10 protein-coding genes are annotated in these 18,377 nt (G+C 71.2%); 3 read left to right on the plus strand and 7 right to left on the minus strand.

What is annotated here, in order from left to right; all coding sequences use genetic code 11:
* Positions 1-143: 143 nt before the first annotated feature.
* The 5 genes from ACWCRD_RS03380 to ACWCRD_RS03400 form a co-directional block, all read right to left on the minus strand.
* On the minus strand, positions 144-653 hold the full coding sequence (locus tag ACWCRD_RS03380; RefSeq protein WP_450964256.1) for a MarR family winged helix-turn-helix transcriptional regulator: 510 nt from the start codon (positions 651-653) through the stop codon (positions 144-146).
* Positions 654-1,238: 585 nt separating this feature from the next.
* Positions 1,239-3,371 carry an alpha-galactosidase gene (locus ACWCRD_RS03385; protein WP_450964257.1) on the minus strand — a complete coding sequence of 711 codons (2,133 nt, stop codon included), beginning with the start codon at positions 3,369-3,371 and terminating at the stop codon, positions 1,239-1,241.
* 15 nt (positions 3,372-3,386) lie between these two features.
* Positions 3,387-5,372 (minus strand): beta-galactosidase, encoded by a 1,986-nt coding sequence (locus ACWCRD_RS03390; protein WP_450964366.1) that lies wholly within the window; start codon positions 5,370-5,372, stop codon positions 3,387-3,389.
* Between the two features lie 126 nt (positions 5,373-5,498).
* The gene (locus ACWCRD_RS03395) at positions 5,499-6,215 is read right to left on the minus strand and encodes a GH12 family glycosyl hydrolase domain-containing protein (protein WP_450964258.1); all 717 of its coding nucleotides are present in this window, start codon (positions 6,213-6,215) and stop codon (positions 5,499-5,501) included.
* A 138-nt stretch (positions 6,216-6,353) separates the two neighbouring features.
* Complete coding sequence (locus ACWCRD_RS03400) at positions 6,354-8,696, minus strand: xyloglucanase (protein ID WP_450964259.1); 2,343 nt, start codon at positions 8,694-8,696, stop codon at positions 6,354-6,356.
* 703 nt (positions 8,697-9,399) lie between these two features.
* Here ACWCRD_RS03400 and ACWCRD_RS03405 point away from each other — a divergent pair.
* Positions 9,400-12,342 carry a glycoside hydrolase family 3 C-terminal domain-containing protein gene (locus tag ACWCRD_RS03405; RefSeq protein WP_450964260.1) on the plus strand — a complete coding sequence of 981 codons (2,943 nt, stop codon included), beginning with the start codon at positions 9,400-9,402 and terminating at the stop codon, positions 12,340-12,342.
* Between the two features lie 311 nt (positions 12,343-12,653).
* Positions 12,654-13,898, plus strand: coding sequence for a condensation protein (locus ACWCRD_RS03410; RefSeq protein WP_450964261.1), 1,245 nt, complete (start codon positions 12,654-12,656; stop codon positions 13,896-13,898).
* A gap of 79 nt (positions 13,899-13,977) precedes the next feature.
* Here the strand turns inward: ACWCRD_RS03410 and ACWCRD_RS03415 are convergent, their stop codons facing one another.
* Entirely contained in the window at positions 13,978-15,081 is a 1,104-nt protein-coding gene (locus tag ACWCRD_RS03415; RefSeq protein WP_450964262.1) for an acyltransferase family protein, read from the minus strand.
* 81 nt (positions 15,082-15,162) lie between these two features.
* Positions 15,163-15,618, minus strand: coding sequence for a tellurite resistance TerB family protein (locus ACWCRD_RS03420; protein WP_266962873.1), 456 nt, complete (start codon positions 15,616-15,618; stop codon positions 15,163-15,165).
* Positions 15,619-16,017: 399 nt separating this feature from the next.
* Between ACWCRD_RS03420 and fusA the strand changes: the two genes are divergently transcribed.
* Positions 16,018-18,093, plus strand: a complete 2,076-nt coding sequence (gene fusA, locus ACWCRD_RS03425; protein WP_450964263.1) for an elongation factor G — start codon at positions 16,018-16,020, stop codon at positions 18,091-18,093.
* The last annotated feature ends 284 nt before the right edge of the window (positions 18,094-18,377 follow it).

An 18,377-nucleotide genomic window follows, 5' to 3' on the forward strand; every position in this document is an offset into this window, starting at 1 on the left:
AATGCCGCTACGCGCGTGCTGTCGTGGCCGGGCTGGTCGAGCACGTCGTCGACAAGAGCATCACCTCGGGCGCCACTGTCCTCTGCGTCGACTGGAGCGGCAGGGCCGTCGACATGGCGCGGCTCACACCCGAGCCGACCCCGTCACCGCTCGCCAGGCCGCTCCCTCGGAGCGGGCGGCACCCCGCTCCGAGCGGCGAGGAAGGCCCTCATCCCGCGGCTCAGAGCCGACCGCTCCGCCGGTTCCATGGCCGCCAACGCGAGCGTCAGCACGTCTGCCCGGCGCGACGCCACGTCATCCAGCACTCGGCGTCCCTGCAGGGTGAGGCTGAGCCGGACCTCGCGGCGCTTCTGCGGGTGCAGAGTCCGCTCCAGCATCCCCGCCGCCTCCAGCCGGTCACACAGCCGGCTGGCCGTGGGAAGCCCTATGTCAAGGCGCTCGGCCAGCGTGGTGAGGTTCAGGCCTGGTGTCGTCTCCAGCGTCCGCAGCGCCCGAAGCTGGTGCAGGGACAGGCGCACGGCCGCCTCCTGAGCAGCCAGCGACCACAGGTTGGTGAGACTCTCCACAGCGTCGGCGATCTCCCACGCGACAGCGTCCGGGCCGTCACCCGGCCTCTCCACGCGGTCGTCGCCTGGGCCGTCGAGACGGGACACGAACACATCGCTTTCACTGGGTTTCGGACGCTGCAGAGACAATCCTCATTCAACCGCTGTACCCGAAGGCAAGAGGGGCAAGCCGCTCCGGGGTCGGCCGGACGTCGCCCGGACAGCGTCGGTGCCGCGACGGAAGCGGGCCCGACGGAGGGAGTTGCCCGAGCGTCGCTCCATGGTGGGAGCTGACCGTTGCTGTGGTTGGCCGTCGATTATCGGGGTGTTGGTCAAATATAGCTAGTCGGTCTGAATCAGGTTTTCGGTGGCCACCAGGACACTTCTGGCAGTGCATGGACCTGCCAAACCCAGTGCGGTAGTGGCAGGCGCCTACCTCGAAGCAGCTGCCACCCATGCCCGCGAAGCAGACTTGACCACCACGTGACACCCCGCCGCCGCCCCGCATCCCCGGGGTGGGGCGGCGGCCGCATGCACGCGGCCTCGGCGGTGACGGCCGCTACCCGTGGGGCAGGGCGGACGCGCCGGTGGCAGGACGTCAGGAGGCCCTTGAGGAGGCGGCCGCGGAGCTGACCCCGGACGAATTGGGCCCGTTCGATGCCGCCGTCGGGGCGTCCGCCGAGGTCTGCTCCGCTAGGCGCTCTTCTCCTGGTGAGTGAGCCGGTACAGGACCGCGGCAGGGGCGGTGGGCAAGGTCAGCAAGAGGTTGCCCGTGCGGGGGTCCCAGGTGGTGGTGGCCTGGCTGGTGGACGGGTACAGCAGGTCCGCGTGGATGCGGGAGCCGCGCAGACGGGGCAGGCGGAGCGTTGCGGACGGGTCGGCGCCGGGGCGCCGCCACGCGGTGAGGTAGGTGGTGGCGGGGGTGTGCAGAGCCAGGGCGATCCAGGGGGCGTCCCAGGCGGGCAGGCCGAGTGGCCAGGACGGCACGGCCTGGGGCAGGTCGGCGCGGATGGCCTTGTACACGGCGACGGCTTCGTGGACCAGTGCGCGGGCCTGCGGCTCCAGTTCGGGGATACGGCCCGAGAGGTGGATGCGTCCGAGGAGGGCGCTCGCCATGGTGAAGGCGACCTCGTCGAGGGAGTCCTCCGGCTGGGGGTAGGCCCACACGGCGCCCTGCTCGGGGGTGACGGCGGTGGGCGCGGAGGCCGCGATGGGCGCGTAGAGCTGGAGGTTCTGCTGGTCGCTGGTGGACTGCAGTTGCAGCCGGGACAGCAGGGCGTGGTCCCAGCGCATGCCGCCGGAGGAGCAGTTCTCCACCACGAGGTGCGGGTGCCGGTCGAGGATGCCGTCGAGCCAGTCGAGGTGGGAGCGGTTGTGTCCGAGCAGGCCGGCGCCCGGCGTCTCGCCGGGGTGGGCGCTGGTGCCGGAGCCGGGGTCGATGTTGTGGTCGAGCTTGAGGTAGCCGACGCCCCACTCGCCGACCAGGCGGTCCACGACCTGGTCCAGGTGGGCACGGGCCGCGGGGTGACGCAGGTCCAGGTGGTGCCGGCCCGTCTCCGTGATGCGGACGCCGTCGCGTCGGAAGAACGCTTCGTCGGGCAGGGACTTGGCCATGGGGCTGTGGACGCCGATCACCTCCGGCTCCAGCCACAGGCCCGGGATCATGCCGTGCTCGCGGATGTGGTCCAGCACCTCGTGGATGCCCTTCTCCCCGGGGAAGCGGGAGGCGGCCGCTTCCCAGGCGCCGACGGTGCTCCACCAGCCGCCGTCATCGTCGTCGTACCAGCCGGCGTCGATGACGAAGTATTCGGCACCCGCCTCGGCGGCCGCGTCGACGAGTGGGAGCAGCTTGGCGGTGGTGGGATCGCCCATCAGACAGTTCATGTAGTCGTTGAAGACGACGGGCAGGCGCCGGTGGTCGGCGTGCGGGCGGCGCCCGGCGCGGCGGTAGCGGGTCAGTGCGGCGAACGCGGCGTCGGGGCCGTCTTCGGAGCTGAAGGACAGCGCGGCGGGTACGGTGCGGAAGGCGGCCCCGGGTTCCAGGGGGTGCCGCCAGCCGTGGTGGGTGTCGGTGGGCCCGAACAGCGCCGCGTAGGCCGCCTTGTCGCGTTCGCCGCACTCCCAGCGCCAGCCTCCGCCGTTGTGCTCGATCTGCCACAGCCAGGTGCGGCCGGAGCGGCGGTCCGTCAGGCCGCCCATGGGCAGATGTCCGCAACTGGACCAGGTGCCCTGGCCGTTCAGGGCGAAGCCGGCCTTGCCGTGGACATCGCTCACGCGTCCGCGGTGGGCCGGTGAGGTCAGGCGCATCGGCTGTCGCTGCCAGCGGCATTCGGAAAGCCAGTCGTTCTCCGCCCACAGCAGGTCCGCGGCGTCGATGGCCTCCGTGCCGTCCGTGGTCAGGACGCCCACCACGAGAGAGCTGACCGACTCGAGGTGCAGCGTGGCCCGCCCTTCGTTGCGCAGGGTCACCTCGCCGCGCAGTGCGGGCACCCCGTCCGGTGACCGGTAGGTCACCTCGGCGGCCAACCCGGTCTCCGGGTCGTGGAGGTGGACGGTCAGCGTGTGCCAGTCGCCGTCGCGGGTCGCGTGATGGGCCCGGTGGCGCAGCCGCCCGCCGAGGCCGGTGTCCACGAGACGGCTGCCCGACCAGCCGCGGCCGTGGCCCGCGGCCGTCACTTCGACCAGAGGCAGGGGTGTACCGGGGTTGCGGTCCGCCGCGCCGGGCAGTCCGAGGTGTGTCAGGCGCGGGCTGCCGTCGTCATCGAGGAGGATCTCCAGCCGGAGGGCCTCGTGCCCCCAGCTGATGGTCTGCTGTTCCTTGGTCATGGTGGCCTTTCCAGGTCAGGGCTTGCGCAGCACCGCGCAGCCACCGGGCGGCACTTCGCGGGCGAGCGCACCGGTGAGCAGGTCGTGAGCGGGCTCCGGCAGGGACAGGGCCTCGGTGCGGTGGTTGATCAGGACGTGCCATCGGCGGCCGTCGGGCATGTGCCGGGTGACGGCTTCGACACCGGCCGGCAGACCCGGCAGCTCCGGCCCGACGCCGGACTCGACGAGCAGCCGGCGGACCAGGGCTCCGTAGTCGGTCTTCTGCAGGCGGGTCGAGAGGTACCAGCCCTGCCCGGTGCCGTGGCGGTGCCGGGTGAGCGCGGGGCAGTCCGTGAGCATGCCGTGGGTGTAGGCGGCGAGCGTCTGAGCGCCCTCGGCGCGCACGGACTCGCTCCAGACGGTGCCGTACGACCCGTCCGACAGGACGATCCGCTCATCTTGCCGCAGCGGCCGGTACTCCTCGACGCGGACGCCCAGCGCCTCACGCAGCGGCCCGGCGGGATATCCGCCCAGCCGGGCGTGCAGGCGCTCGTCGACGAATCCGCTCGCGTGCTGGACGAGCAGCGTCCCACCACCCTCGACGTAACGGCGCAGGTTCTCGGCGCCCGCGTCGGACATCAGGAACAGGGCCGGGGCGATGACGAGCCGGTAGCGGCCCAACTCGTGTGCGGGATGGGCGAAGTCGACCGTGACACCCGCGTCCCACAGAGCTCGGTGAGCCCGGCCCAGTGCCTCGTGGTGATCGAGGTCGGGGGAGGGCAGGCCGTCCATGCCCAGCGCCCACCAGGCGTCCGAGTCGTGCAGGACGGCCACCGGCGCGGTGACCGTCGATCCCGCCAGCTCGCCGAGCCGGGCGACCGCCTCGCCGGTCTGTGTGACCTCCCGGAAGACACGGCTGTCGGGCCCCGCGTGCGGGACCATCGCCGAGTGCCACATCTCGGCGCCGGCTCGGGACTGCCGCCACTGGAAGAAGAGGGCGCCCTCCGAACCGCGCGCGATGTGCCCGAGGGTGTGGCGCAGGATCTCCCCGGGCTCCTTTGCAAGCACCCGGTCGCGGTCGTACACCGTATTGGTGCCCTGCTCCATCAGCAGCCAGGGTCTGCCGCCGGCCAGGGAGCGGGTGCGGTCGGCGTGGAACGCGGCGTCGGCCGCGGCGTCCAGACCGGGTGAGCCGGGGTACTGGTCGGAGCTGACGACGTCGAGTTCGCGGGCCAGGGCCCACAGATCGATGTTCTGGTAGGCGGGGAGCATCAGGTTGGTCGTCACCGGCCGGTCGCTGTGGGCGCGGATCGCGTCGCGCTGCTCGCGGTAGGCGGCGATGATCTCGTCGGACCAGAACCGGTGGAAGTCCAGCCCCTGGCCGGGGTTCTTGTGCCACTGCGTCGTTCGCGGCGGCAGCACCTGCTCCCAGGAGGTGTAGCGCTGGCTCCAGAAGGCCGTGCCCCACGCGTCGTTGAGGGCGTCCAGCGAGCCGTGGCGGGCGCGCAGCCACACCCTGAAGGCCGCAGCCGTATGGCCGCAGTGGCAGAGCGTGGCGTACTCGTTGTGTACGTGCCACAGCGCGAGGGCGGGGTGGTCGCCGTACCGTTCGGCCAGGGCGGAGGCGATCCGCCGGGCCGCACTGCGGTAGGCGGGCGCGGTGAGGCAGTAGGTGTCGCGGCTGCCGTGGGTGAGGCGGGTGCCGTCCGGGGTGACCGGCAGTGCGTCGGGGTGGGCCAGGGTGAACCAGGGCGGCGGGGAGGCCGTCGGGGTGGCGAGGTCGACGGCCACGCCGTTCGCGTGCAGGCGTTCGATGTGGGCGTCGAGCCAGGCGAAGTCGTAGCGACCCTCCTCCGGTTCGAGCAGGGCCCAGGAGAAGACGCCCACCGTGGCCAGGTTGACTCTGGCCCGCCGCATGAGCTCGTCGTCCTCCTTCCATACCGGCTCGTCCCACTGCTCGGGGTTGTAGTCCCCACCGAAGGCGAGCCCGCCCAGGCGGTCGGTGACAGTGCGTGTGGTGATGACGTTCCTCCCTACGGAGAATCGGGCGCTGCGTACGGGCCGCCCGACCCTCCGTACGGAGAGTCGGGCGGTACTTCCCGGCACAGGGCGGTCGGTCACTGGTCCGCCCTTCTGCCTGTGGCGGCGTCAGAAGCCCACGGCGCCCCAGGAGCTGGCGGCGTAGTTGCCCGGCCCGAACTCCCAGCCGGCCATGACGCTGTTGAGGTAGTTGTCCCCGGTGTAGAAACCCCTGTTCTGGCCGTAGTCGAAGAACGGGGTGAGGCTGCCGGACCACCAGCCGGACCTGTTCCTGTCCAGGAAGCTGAGGGTGTGGCCGCCGTTGCTCCAGGTGTACTCGTAGATGTCCCAGGTGCGGCCGCCCAGGCTGACGTTGGTCGCGGCCGGGACCGCGTTCCCGTTCGCGTCGTAGTGGTCGGCCAGCGGTTTGGTGTTGTACCAGTTGAGCCAGATCATCAGCTCGGTCTTGGAGTTGCGGTCGGTCGGCGCGGGGTAGGGGTCGATGAAGATGTCGTACGTGGCGTCGTAGTACGAGCCGGAGTTCGGCGACGCCGACTGGCTGAACCAGGTGTTGTTGTTGGGGCTGACGTCACGGATCTTCTTGGGGAGTGTGGTCACCGGGGACGACCAGCCCCAGTCCTTGCCGTTGACCATGGCGACGAAACCGGTGCCGGTCGAGGAGTTCACGCCCCACGAGGCGTCGTTGCTGTACCACGTCGAGGCGTTGCCGCCGGTCGAGTAGTGCTTGAACCAGTACGTCGATGAGTCTGCCACTGCCGGGTTCGGCAGGGTGAGGACGACAGCCAGAGCCATGAGAAGCGCGGCCCAGCCGATACGGAATTTCATCAGCCCTCCGGAATGTGTGCTGAGTGGGGGGATCACACAGGAGAGGAGAAGTCGGTCGTCCTGCCGTGGGGAGAGCAGGGCCACGCCGGTCTCCTCTTCGGGACGGCGGGTGCGGAGCGAGGCGGCCGGAGCCGAACCTCACTCGGGGTCGCCGTAGATGACCCCGCGTCCGTTGGTCCCGAAGTAGACGCGACCGTGGACCCGTGGGTCTCCGGTCATGGTGTTGCCGGTCCAGGCGTACTGGTGGCGGTCGTCGTTGATGCGGATCCAGGTCCGGCCCGCGTCGTCGGAACGGAAGATGCCGCGCACGCCGCGGATCTTGGAGCTGGTGTAGACGGCGGGGTACTCGGCACCGGGTGCGGCCTTGCCGAATCCGACGACGTCGCCCTCGTCCACCGCGTCGAACCTGGTGAAGGACGTGCCGGAGTCGGTCGACCGCCACAGCCCGTACGGTGTGGGGGTGGTGGGCTTGGTGGTGCCGCCGGCCAGCCAGATGTCGCCCTCGTGGCCCGGGACCGGCTTGAACCGGACGTTCCCCGCGACGGGCAGGCCGGTGGCCGCCGTGGCCTTGAAGCTCCTGCCGCCGTCCGTGCTGAGGTAGAAGACGCCGGAGTCGTAGGCGTAGAACTTCGCCGGGTTCACCCGGTCGGAGCGTACGGGGGCCCCGGCCGGCAGCCCCTTCGAAGCCGTCCAGGTCGCTCCGTGGTCGTCGGACCAGCTGACCGGCGCACCGGCCGGTGACCAGACGATCCGCCTGCCGTCGGCGCTGATGGCGACGGCCTGGTCGTCGACTCCCGGTCCGGTGACGCCGGACGGCTCACTGCCCGACGGCTTCCAGGTGTCGCCGCTGTCGGTGGAGACGGCGAGGTGCTGGGTCCAGCCGCTGGTGGGACTGCCGACCCGCACGATGGTGTGGGGCGCCAGCTCCGCGTAGTCCAGGGCCGGGGTGGCGCCGAAGGTCGGGCTGTCGTACATCTTCGTCGCCTTGTGGAGATCCGTGTGCCGGAAGCCGCCGACATCGCCCACTCCGGAGAAGAGGCGCGCCGGGCCGACGGGTGGGCTGATCACGCAGCCGATCGAGCACTCCTCCAGACCCTGGGCCCGCACGGACAGGTGCACCTTGCCGCCGCTGTCCCAGTCGGTCAGGTTGTCGGCGCCGTAGATCGTCGCGCCGGTGCCGTACATGAAGTGGTCGGAGTCGAAGGGGTCGATCTGGACGGACTCCATCATCCAGCCCAGCTTGGGAGTCATCTCGGGCAGGGACGGGGAGGCGTTCCAGGTCAGCCAGGGGGCGGCGGAGATGTCGATGTCGTAGCGCAGGGTGCGCTCGGAGTTCGCGCTCAGGTCCCACGCGCGGGTCCAGCTGGCGCCGCCGTCGGTGGAGCGGAAGAGGATGCAGTCGGGGGACCACTTGACCTGGGTGGACACCATCAGGGTGTCCGGGTGCTGCCGGTCGATGGTCAGGCCGCTGTATCCGTACGTGTTGTCGTCGCTGGTGGAGGGGACCGGGCTGATGCGGGTCCAGGTGTCGGTGGCGGTGTCCAGCTTCCACACATCGCCCTTGGAGCCGTCGTAGGGGCCGGCGGTGTCGCTGGTCGCCAGGTACAGGTGACCGCCTTCGTGGTCGAGGACCGCGTGGTGCGGGATGTAGCCGGTGGGCTGCCCGGGGACGCGTTCCCAGGTCGCTCCCGCGTCGGTCGACCGGTACAGGATGTTGTCCTTGTCGGCGACGGTGACGTAGAGGGTCCGGGTCGCTCTGCCCGCTCTGCCGGTGCGCTTGTCGAAGACGACTTGCAGCACGCCCAGGTTGTCGCCGTTGTAGCCATTGGGGTCGGTGGGGTCGATGACGAAGTTGCCCGGGTTGGGGAAGCCGGCCACCTTCGCGAAGGTCCTGCCGTGGTCGGTGCTGCGCCACAACCCGTGGCCGCCGCGCACGCCCAGGTAGAGGATGCCGTTGCGGTGCGGGTCGATCACCAGCCGTTCGCCGATGCCGCGGCCGGGCATGTTGCCGCCCAGCCGGAACGGCAGGGGGGTGGTCTTCCAGGTGCGGCCGCGGTCGTCCGACCGCAGGATCGCCGCCATGCTCGGGTCCCAGTCGGGAAGGGTGTAGGTGCCCGCCGCCAGGTAGACGCGGTCGGGGTCGACCTCGTCGGTGGCGATGCTGATGATGCCGGTGTGTCCGTACTCGTCCCAGCCGATCCCGTCGGTGAGGGGAATCCACCGCCGGGACGCCTTGTCCAGGCGGTAGGCGCCGCCGATGTCGGTACGGGCGTACACCAGTCCGGGTTCGCGCTGGTTGAAGACGATCCCGGTGACGAAGCCGCCGCCGACTATCTCGGCGTTGCGGAAGGTGTAGGGCGCGCACCGGAGCCTCCCGGCGGCACGGGCGGACGCGGCGGAGGGGGTGAGCAGGGGGAGTGCTGCCGCCGCCGCGCCGGCGGCCAGCAGTCCTCGGCGGGAGAGGTGCGGGGCGTGGGACATGACCGGTCCTTGCCTTTCGGGTGCGGGTTCGTACGGTTCTGTGCAGAGGCAGCAGTCCCGTCGGCGCCAGGGTGGTCGGGGAGGGGTGGGCGGACGGTGTCAGCCCGTCCGGGCCTGCCTTCGGTTCCCGACACCCAGCCAGTGCTGGGGACGGCCGCCAGGTCGGGGTGCTCCTTGGGGGCAGGAGAGCGCGGCGGCCCTTCGCAGGACGGCTCGGCGGTTCATCTCGATGCTCATCCCGTTGCGGCCCTTCGTTTCCGTCGATCCGACCGGTCGGCGGGCCGACGCTGAGTCCTCCGGTGGCCTGATGCCGGGAGGTCGGAGGAAATCGGATTCGATGCGCTTCGACGTTTCGGTGACACTAAGGCCGTGTTTCCGGGCGGGACAACGGGCCGTTCAGGTCACTTTTCGGTAACAGGCCCCGTCGAGGGAGATGGTGCGCCCGACCTTCCCTGCGGATTCATGCAGGTGAGCTGCGCTTCTGGTGAAACACCGGAAGGGAAGAGCACGGCTTGGACAGCGACTTGCGGCGGCCGGGCGAACTGTGATTGACACACGACTCGGCGTCATGTCAACGTCGAAGCGCTTCGACTCCACGACCGTGCGATCGAAGAGAGCCGTACGCCGCCCGGACCGGCAGTCGCCCACGACTCCCACGACTCCCATGCCTTCTCCTTCGAGCCTCCTGTAAGGGACATCTCAGGTGAGTACCGCCGCCACACGCCCCGAGCCGCCCTCCACCGACCTGCCGTTCCGTGACCCCGCGCTGCCCCTGGCACAGCGAGTCGACGACCTGCTCTCCCGTCTGACGCCGGACGAGCGCATCGAACTGCTCTACCAGTACTCACCAGGAGTCCCACGCCTCGGACTGGCCCCCTTCAAGACCGGTACCGAAGGGCTGCACGGCGTGTCCTGGCTGGGGCCGGCCACCGTGTTCCCGCAGGCGACAGGCCTGGGAGCCACCTGGGACGAGGAACTGCTGCACGAGGTCGCCACGGCCGTCGGCACCGAGGCCCGCGCCTTCCACCAGCGCCCTTCCGACGACGGCCACCGGCACAGCCTGCAGGTCTGGGCCCCCGTGGTGAACCTGCTGCGCGATCCCCGCTGGGGCCGCAACGAGGAGGGGTACGCGGAGGATCCGCTGCTCACCGGCCGGCTCTCCGTCAGCTACTGCCGCGGACTGGCCGGGGACCACCCGGTCTACCTGCGGACCGCACCACTCCTCAAGCACTTCCTCGCCTACAACAACGAGAACGAGCGCGACGTCACCTCCTCCGTGGTGCCGCCCAGGGTGCTGCACGAATACGACCTCGCCGCCTTCCGCCCGGCGATCGCGTCCGGCGCCGCCACAGGCGTCATGCCGGCCTACAACCTCATCAACGGCCGCCCCTGCCATGTCAGTCCACTGATCGAGACCGAGGTACGGCGCTGGGCCGAGCCCACCGGCCACGAGCTCTTCGTCTGCAGCGACGCCTCAGCCGTGACCAACCTGGCCGAATCGGAGCACTACTTCGACGACCACCCCACCTCCCACGCGGCGGCCGTACGCGCCGGCGTCGACAGCATCACCGAAATGGGCGAGGACGGCAGCATCACCCTCGGCAGACTCCGCACGGCCGTCGACCGCGGGCTGCTCACCGAGGCCGACATCGACCGCGCCGCGCGACGCCACCTGTCGATCCGCTTCCGCCTCGGCGAGTTCGACCCGGACCTCGACCCCTACGCCGGCATCCGTGACGACGTCGTGGACAGTCCCGCACACCGTGCGCTCGCCCTGCGCGCGGCCACGCAGTCGGTGGTGCTGCTGAAGAACGACGGCGCACTGCCGCTGTCACCGGCCCCCGGCCGCCGCGTGGCGCTCGTCGGTCCGCTGGCGGACACCCTCTTCGAGGACTGGTACAGCGGCACCATGCCGTACCGCATCACCATCGCCACCGGCCTGGGGGCGGCGCTCGAGGAACGCGGCGCCGAAGCGGTCCGCGCGGAGGGCGTCGACCGGATCACACTGCGCGCCGCCTCCACCGGAGGTCTCCTGCGCGTCCCGGAGCCCGACCATGGCGGGCCCATGGTGGCCGGCACTCCCTCGGACGAGCAGGAGCCGGGCGACAGCGCCTGCCACGACCTGTTCGACTGGGGCGAAGGCGTGCTGACCCTCCGCAACGCGCGCACGGAGCGCTACATCACCCTCAAGGACGGCGACCTCACCCTCGCCGCCGACCAGACGCAGCCGAACGGCTGGTTCGTCCACGAGACCTTCCGTCTGGAACCCCAGCCGGACGGCACGGAACTGCTGCGCAACATCAGCAACGGCCGCTACGCCGCCGTGGACCCCGCCACCGGCCGCGTCACCCTGTCCGCCGAAGCCCCCGAGAAGGCCGAACGCTGGACCCGGACGGTCGTCAGGAACGGCGTCGCCGAAGCCATCGCGGCCGCCGCCTCGGCGGACGTCGCCGTGGTCGTCCTCGGAAACGACCCGCACATCAACGGCCGTGAGACCGAGGACCGTACGGGCATCTCGCTGCCGCCCGCACAGGAAGCCCTGCTGCGCGCCGTCGCCGCCGCGCGCCCCGAGTCGGTGCTGGTCGTGATGAGCAGCTACCCGTACGCCGTCGACTGGGCGGACGAGCACCTGCCCGCCGTGGTGTGGACCTCCCACGGCGGGCAGGACACCGGCCGGGCTCTCGCCGCGATCCTGCTCGGCGAGGCCGAACCCTCGGGACGGCTCCCGCAGACCTGGTACCGCGGCGACGACCCGCTGCCCGGCCGCCTCGACTACGACATCATCAGCGCCGGCTGGACGTACCAGTACCACGAGGCCGCACCGCTGTACCCCTTCGGGCACGGCCTGTCCTACACCAGCTTCGCCTACGCCGACCTGCGGCTGTCCGCCCTGGAAGCGGCGCAGGACGACACCCTGACCGTGAGCGTCGAGCTCACCAACACCGGCACCCGCCCGGGCACCGAGACCGTGCAGCTCTACACCCGCGCGCTCGCCGCCCGCCACCGTGCCCCCAGGCGCAGGCTGACGGACTTCCGCAAGGTCTCCCTCGCCCCCGGTGAACGGCGCCGGCTGGAGTTCGATGTGCCTGTCGCGGCCCTGGCACACTGGTCCGTCGCAGCGGGCGCCTTCGCCGTGGCACCGGGAGCGTACGAGATCCTGATCGGGCACTCGGCCGAAGCCATCGCCCTTGCAGCGCCCCTCACGGTGACGGGGCCGGCCCTTCCCGTCCGCCGCCTCATCGGCGGACGACTGGAGGCCGTCGACTTCGACGAGTGGACCGGCGGCACGCTCGTCGACGCCACCCGGGAGTCTGGGGAGGCGGTCACGCCGGCAGCCGGCGCGACCCACTGCGCACTGCGCTACCGATCCGTCGACCTGGGCGGTCCGGCGGACGGACCGCGCGTCATCACGGCCGAGGTGTCCCGCGCTACGCCGGAGGACGCGACCGTCGAGGTCTACGCCGACGGCGGTCCCGGTGCCGGGACCCTGCTCGCCGGCCTCCACGTTCCCGCGGGGACCGAGGGCCGGTACGACTGGCGCACGGTCAGCGCACCGATGCCGGCGGAGGTGACCGGGGTGCACGATCTGCATCTCGTTCTGCGGGGCGGTGCATACCTGGCCGCGATCGCCGGCGGGACACGGTGAGTACCGGTGGGACGCGGCGGGACGCGGGTCCGCCGCCGTGTCCCACCCCTTCCGAGCCTTGACCCACCCGGTCCGCGCGGATCTACTCTCTGCCTGGGGATCCATCCTCCGACCGAAGACAGGACGCCCGCGCCCGGGCCGCGTCGGCGTACCGGAAGAGAGCCGAGGCGGGTATGCGACTGATCGCACGCCATGACGTCGTCTTCGTCGCCGGTACCGCCGGAGAGCATGAACTGACCTGGTCGCAGAAGGCCCATGAACGCGAAGGGTGCCGGCCCCGCCTTCACGGACCCCGCAACAGGAACGTACGGATGGGGCGGGCACTGGACGGCCGACCCGACATCGCCGCGGTCTTGCACGCGTTCGCCGCGGTCGTGGCCCACTTCGAGGCGCTGCGCACTCTGTATCCGCGTAACGCGGACGGTCACACGCGCGCGGTCGTCGTGGCTTCCGGCGTGCTCCAGGTCGACGAATACGCCTTCGACGCCCCGGCGACCCGCGACGAGTTGAGCGCGCTCACCCTCCGACTCGCCGAGCCCGGATTCGCCCCGGACGACCTGCCGTTGCGGGCCGCCGTCGTCACCGTCGACGGCGCACCCGCCCACATCGCGCTGTCACTGCACCACTTCTCGGCGGACACGACGGCCGCCCGGATCGTGGCCCAACACGTAGCCCGACTGGCCGCCGATCCCGGCGCCGGCCTCGGTGCGGGGTGGCAGCCGCGGCAGATCGCGAGCTTCGAAGCCAGTCCCTCGGGCCTGCGGCACGCCCATCGTGTCGACACCCATGACCGGGCCATGCTCCGTCGGTCCGTCATGCCCGAACTCCAATGGCCCGCGACCCACCGGGGCGCCGTGTACAACTTCGTATGCCTCGACTCGGCGGCGGTCGCACTCGCGGCGGCCGGTCTGGCGAAGCAGTACCGGACATCCGCGGCCGCCGTGCTGCAGGCCGCTTACGCGTGCGCGCTCGCCGAGCATCTCGGCGTCGGCGACTGCGTGTTCAACACCGTGATGGCCAACCGGCAGACCACGTTCGCCCGCGAGGCGGTGGCCCATGTCGCCGGCCGGGCCCTCGTCCCGGTCGACACGTCCCTGGGCAGCGACCGGTTCCCGGCGCTGTGCCGGGCCGTCGACGCGGCACTCGTCAGATCCTCCTCCGTCAGCCTGCGAGAGCCCGACCGCTACGCCAGATCCCTGGGCGAGGTCTCCGCCGAACTGGGCCGCTCGGCACACAACCCGTACGTGGTCAACATTCGCCCCATAGCGCCCCGCACGCTGATCCGCGCTCGCGCGGACAGCGCACAGCAGGACATCGAGCGAGCCATGGAATCCAGCCGCTACGGACGATTCCCCAAACCCGTCGACACACACTCCGGAAAGCTCTGCTTCGATGTGTGGGGTATGTCCGAGACGGCCGGCATCAGTCTGGGGACGGATGCGACGTCGTTCGACGCGACGGATCTCGAACAGATACTGCGGTCCTTCGAGAGGCGGCTGGTGGGAGCCGCGATGGGCGCTCATGCCGCACGGAGCGGCTTCCTCGCCGGCGCGTAGGGACGCGGCCGGCACCAGGCGGCAGAGACCCGGTGGGCCGACCCCCCGACCGGTGCCCGGACACCGGTGAGACCCCTGCTCAGCAGGGGTGTTCCGCGGTTGCGGGGCGAAACGCCCAGCTCAGTCTCGGCTCCACCGCGAAGCGGAAGATCCGCCGGACCGGCGGTGTGCACAGCGCGGTCACGATCGCGGCGGCGACGAGCGTGACGGTGATCTCGCCGAGCGGACCGTGGATCCAGGCGGGGGAGTACCAGCCCCAGAACTTCGACCCCTGGGCGACGAAGCCGTGCAGCAGGTAGCCGTACAGCGTGCCCGCGCCCAGTGCGGTGAACCACAGGCGGCGACCCGGTACCCAGGCCAGGAAGCAGGCGACCAGGACCATCGAGCAGCCGAACGTGGCCAGTGTCATCACCGGCCCGTACCAGGCGGGCGCGCCCAGCTCCTGGGCGCTGTCGCGGTGGAAGAACCAGGCGCCGGTCATCCGCGGCACCGCCCAGTACGCCGCGCCGAGCGCACAGATGAACACCGGCACGGCCAGGATGCGCACCTTCCAGCGGCGCACCAGCCGGAAGTGCTCGGGCCTCAGGCACAGACCGACCACGAAGTACGGCAGGAACTGCAGCACCCGCTGCAGATCGAGGTCGTTGCCGATGGAAGGGGAGACGGTCGCCAGCATCGCGACGACGAGCGCCACCGGCAGCGGCCGGCGCACCCTCTGCCAGAGCGGGGTCGTCAGCCGCCAGATGAACAGGGCCACCAGGAACCACGTCAGATACAGGGGGTCCAGGAGGGTGATCGGCCGGTCCGGGACGCCGTCCGTCCAGCGGGTGAAAAGGGTGTACGCCGTCTCGAAGACGACATACGGAACGGCGATGCCGGTCACGAGTCGTCTGATCTTCGCCGGGCTCGCGTCGAAACCGCGGGAGAAGTAGCCGGAGATCACGATGAACGCCGGCATGTGGAAGGCGTAGACGAGGTCGTACAGCGCGGTGACGGCCCGGCTGCCGTCCCGCAGCGGCTCCCACGCGTGGCCCATCGCCACCAGCACGATCGCCAGGTACTTCGCGTTGTCGAAATAGGCGTCGCGCTGCTTCACCCGCCCTTGTTGCACCCCGCGTGGGGAGCCGGCGTTTTCTGATGCGTGTCTTGCCTGAGTTACGGCTGTGGCCTGGGGGTGGGACATCCCACGCGCCTCACCGGTTCTGCGCGACGTAAACCACCTGAAGAGGTGAGCCAGGGCGCCGCAGCTCAGGCAGACGCCGGATCAGAGGTCGAACTCGTGCGGCGGCAGGTCGAGCGTGAAGCACGCCTCCCGCACCACGGCCTGCTCCGTCTTGTCGAAGTCGCCGTCGGCGCCCCCGATGACGATGCCGATCTGGATGACGGCCCGGGCCTCGGCGGGCTTCTTCTTCGCCTTGGCGATCTCCTGCAGCACGCTGACCTTGCCGAAGGCGAAGTCCGTCGTCAGCTTGTTCAGGTTCTCCTCGAAGCGGCGGCGCAGATCGTCGGCGGGGAAGTTCTGCAGGACCTCGTTGGTGGCGATCAACTGGGCCACGCGCTGCCGCTCGGCCGGGTCGATGGTGCCGTCGGCGGCGGCGACCAGGGCGCACATCGCCATGCTGGCGTCACGGAACGCTCCGCTCTTCAGGTCGTTCTTCTTCGCCACGAGCTGGGTCTGCATCGTCGACGCGGATTCCTTGATGCGGTCCCACAGGGCCATGAGAACTCCATGTGTTCGGTGTCGTAAGAGAGCTGCAGCACCGTGGAAACTCGTGGCGCGGAGGATAAGTTCCGTCCGCTCCGGGAGAGTTCACCCGCTGCGTGCCGCGGGGAAAATCCGGTGCCCCGCCCGCTCCGCGTTCCCTACACTCGCCAGGCACCGTGCGTCGCCGTGACGCGCGGGACGAGTGAGGAGGACGGCCGTGCGTTACCGCAGCGATGTCGTCGTCCCCTGCTCGCAGTTCGAGGTGATCCTCGTGTCCCCGTCCGTCCGGTGCCCGCTGCGCGGCCGGTACCGGATGCCCGCGACGAACGTCTGACGCGGCCCGCCGTATTCACCGGCGCCCGTGGTCGGGACCGTTCGCCCGGGAATCGCGCTGCCCTGTTCCGATCATCGCCGATGATCAGCGATCACCAGAAAGGCCAACGGGCCGTGCGCACCAACCTCGATTCCCTCGCCGTCGTCCGCAACCTCGGCATCCTCGCCCACGTGGACGCGGGCAAGACCACCGTCACCGAGCGGATCCTGTACGCCACCGGTACCACGCACCGGCGCGGTGAGGTCCACGACGGCACCACCATCACCGACTTCGATCCGCAGGAGCGCGATCGTGGGATCACCATCTTCGCCGCGGCGGTCAGCTGCGCCTGGGGCGGCCATCGGATCAACCTCATCGACACCCCCGGGCATGTGGACTTCGCCGACGAGGTGGAGCGTTCGCTGCGGGTGCTCGACGGGGCGGTCGCGGTGTTCGACGCCGTCGCCGGGGTCGAGCCGCAGAGCGAGTCCGTGTGGCGGCAGGCCGACCGGCACGGTGTGCCGAGGATCGCGTTCGTCAACAAGCTGGACCGTGCGGGCGCCGACCTCGACGCGGCCGTGGCGTCGATCCGCGAGCGGCTGCATCCGGCGCCGCTGGTGGTGCAGTTGCCGATCGGTGCGGAGGACGGGTTCCGCGGTGTCGTGGACCTCGTCCGCATGCGGGCGCTGGTCTGGGCCGACGGCGCCGACACGGCCGTAGAGGGTCCGGTGCCGGAGGAACTGCTGGCCGAGGCGGCGCGGCGTCGGCGGCTGCTGGAGGAGGCGGTGGCCGAGCTGCACGCCGGTGCGCTGGAGGAGTTCTGCCTGGTCGGGGCTCTCTCGCCGGTGACGCTTGCCGCCGCGTTGCGCGAGCTGACCCGCAGCGGCGAGGGCGTCGTCGTCCTGTGCGGCTCGGCGTACCGCAACCGCGGGATCGAACCGCTGCTCGACGCCGTGGTCTCGTATCTGCCCTCGCCGCTCGACGTGCCCGCCGTACAGGGGACGTTCGACGGTACGGAGCAGGAGCGGGCGGCCGATCCGGCGGCGCCGTTCGCGGCGCTGGCGTTCAAGGTGAATGCCAGCCCGACGGGGCGGCTGACGTACATACGCGTGTATTCGGGAACCATCGAGAAGGGAGACGCCGTGTGGGACGCGGGCGCGCGCCGCACCGAGCGCATCGGGCGGATCCTGCGGGTGCAGGCCGACCGGCATGCGCAGGTGGACCGTGCGGTCGCCGGGGACATCGTCGCCGTGGTCGGGCTGAAGTCCGCCCGCGCCGGCTCGACCCTGTGCGCCCCCGGCGCGCCGATCGTGCTCGAACCGCCGGGTGTCGCCGAGCCGGTGGTCTCCGTGGCGGTCGAGGCCCGCAGCTCCACCGACGCCGACAAGTTGGCCTCGGCGCTAGCGCGGCTGGCCGAGGAGGACCCCTCGCTCGTGGTGCGCACGGACCCCGAGACCGGGCAGACGGTGCTGTCCGGGATGGGTGAACTGCACCTGGAGGTCGCGGCGGAGAAACTCCGGCGCGCCCACGGGGTGGAGGTCAACGTCGGCCGTCCGAGGGTGAGTTACCGCGAGACGGTCGGGCGCGGGGTGTCCGGGCTGGTCTTCCGGCACGTCAAACAGGACGGCGGAGCGGGCCAGTTCGCGCACGTCGTCCTCGACGTCGAGCCCTTGGAAGCCGGGTTCGAGTTCCGCTCGGCCGTGGTCGGCGGGCGGGTGCCGCAGGAGTACGTCCGTGCGGTCGAGGCCGGCTGCCGGGACGCCCTCGCCGAGGGACCGCTCGGCGGCCACCCGGTGACCGGACTGCGGGTGACCCTCACCGACGGGGCGACCCACGTGAAGGACTCCTCGGAGACCGCCTTCCGCACAGCGGGCAGGCTCGGTCTGCGGGAGGCCCTGCGGGCCTGCACGATGGTTCTCCTTGAACCGGTCGTCGAGGTCGCGGTCACCGTCCCCGAGGACGCCGTCGGCGGCGTCCTCGGCGACCTGGCCGCCCGCCGCGGCCGCGTCTCGGGCTCGACCACGCGCGGCAACGCGGCGACCGTCACGGCCACCGTGCCCCTGGCCGAACTCTTCGGCTACGCGACTCGCTTGCGCAGCCGAACACAGGGCCGCGGCACCTTCACGGCCCGCCCCACGGGCCACGCACCGGCACCGACGGCGACACCGGCCCGGTGACCGAGAAGGCGGCCCCTGCCGTACGTGGGCAGGGGCCGCCCCCGGATCGGGCGGACGGCACCGTCCGTGGACGGCACGGCCGACACCCGGACGCCGGGGCGCTGTTCGCGTCGATGACGACCGCGTACGGCCGTTGTCGCGCCGGGGCCGCGCGACCCGGTGCTGCGGGGTGCCGCCTGCGCGCACCCGTGCCGCCCCAAGCGGCACGACTGCCCGCAGGCTCACGCAGGGGCACACCTACGGCCCGTCCCGCGGCCCATGCCGTACGCGGGTGGGGCCGCCCC

The organism is Streptomyces sp. NPDC002092 (assembly GCF_053593775.1).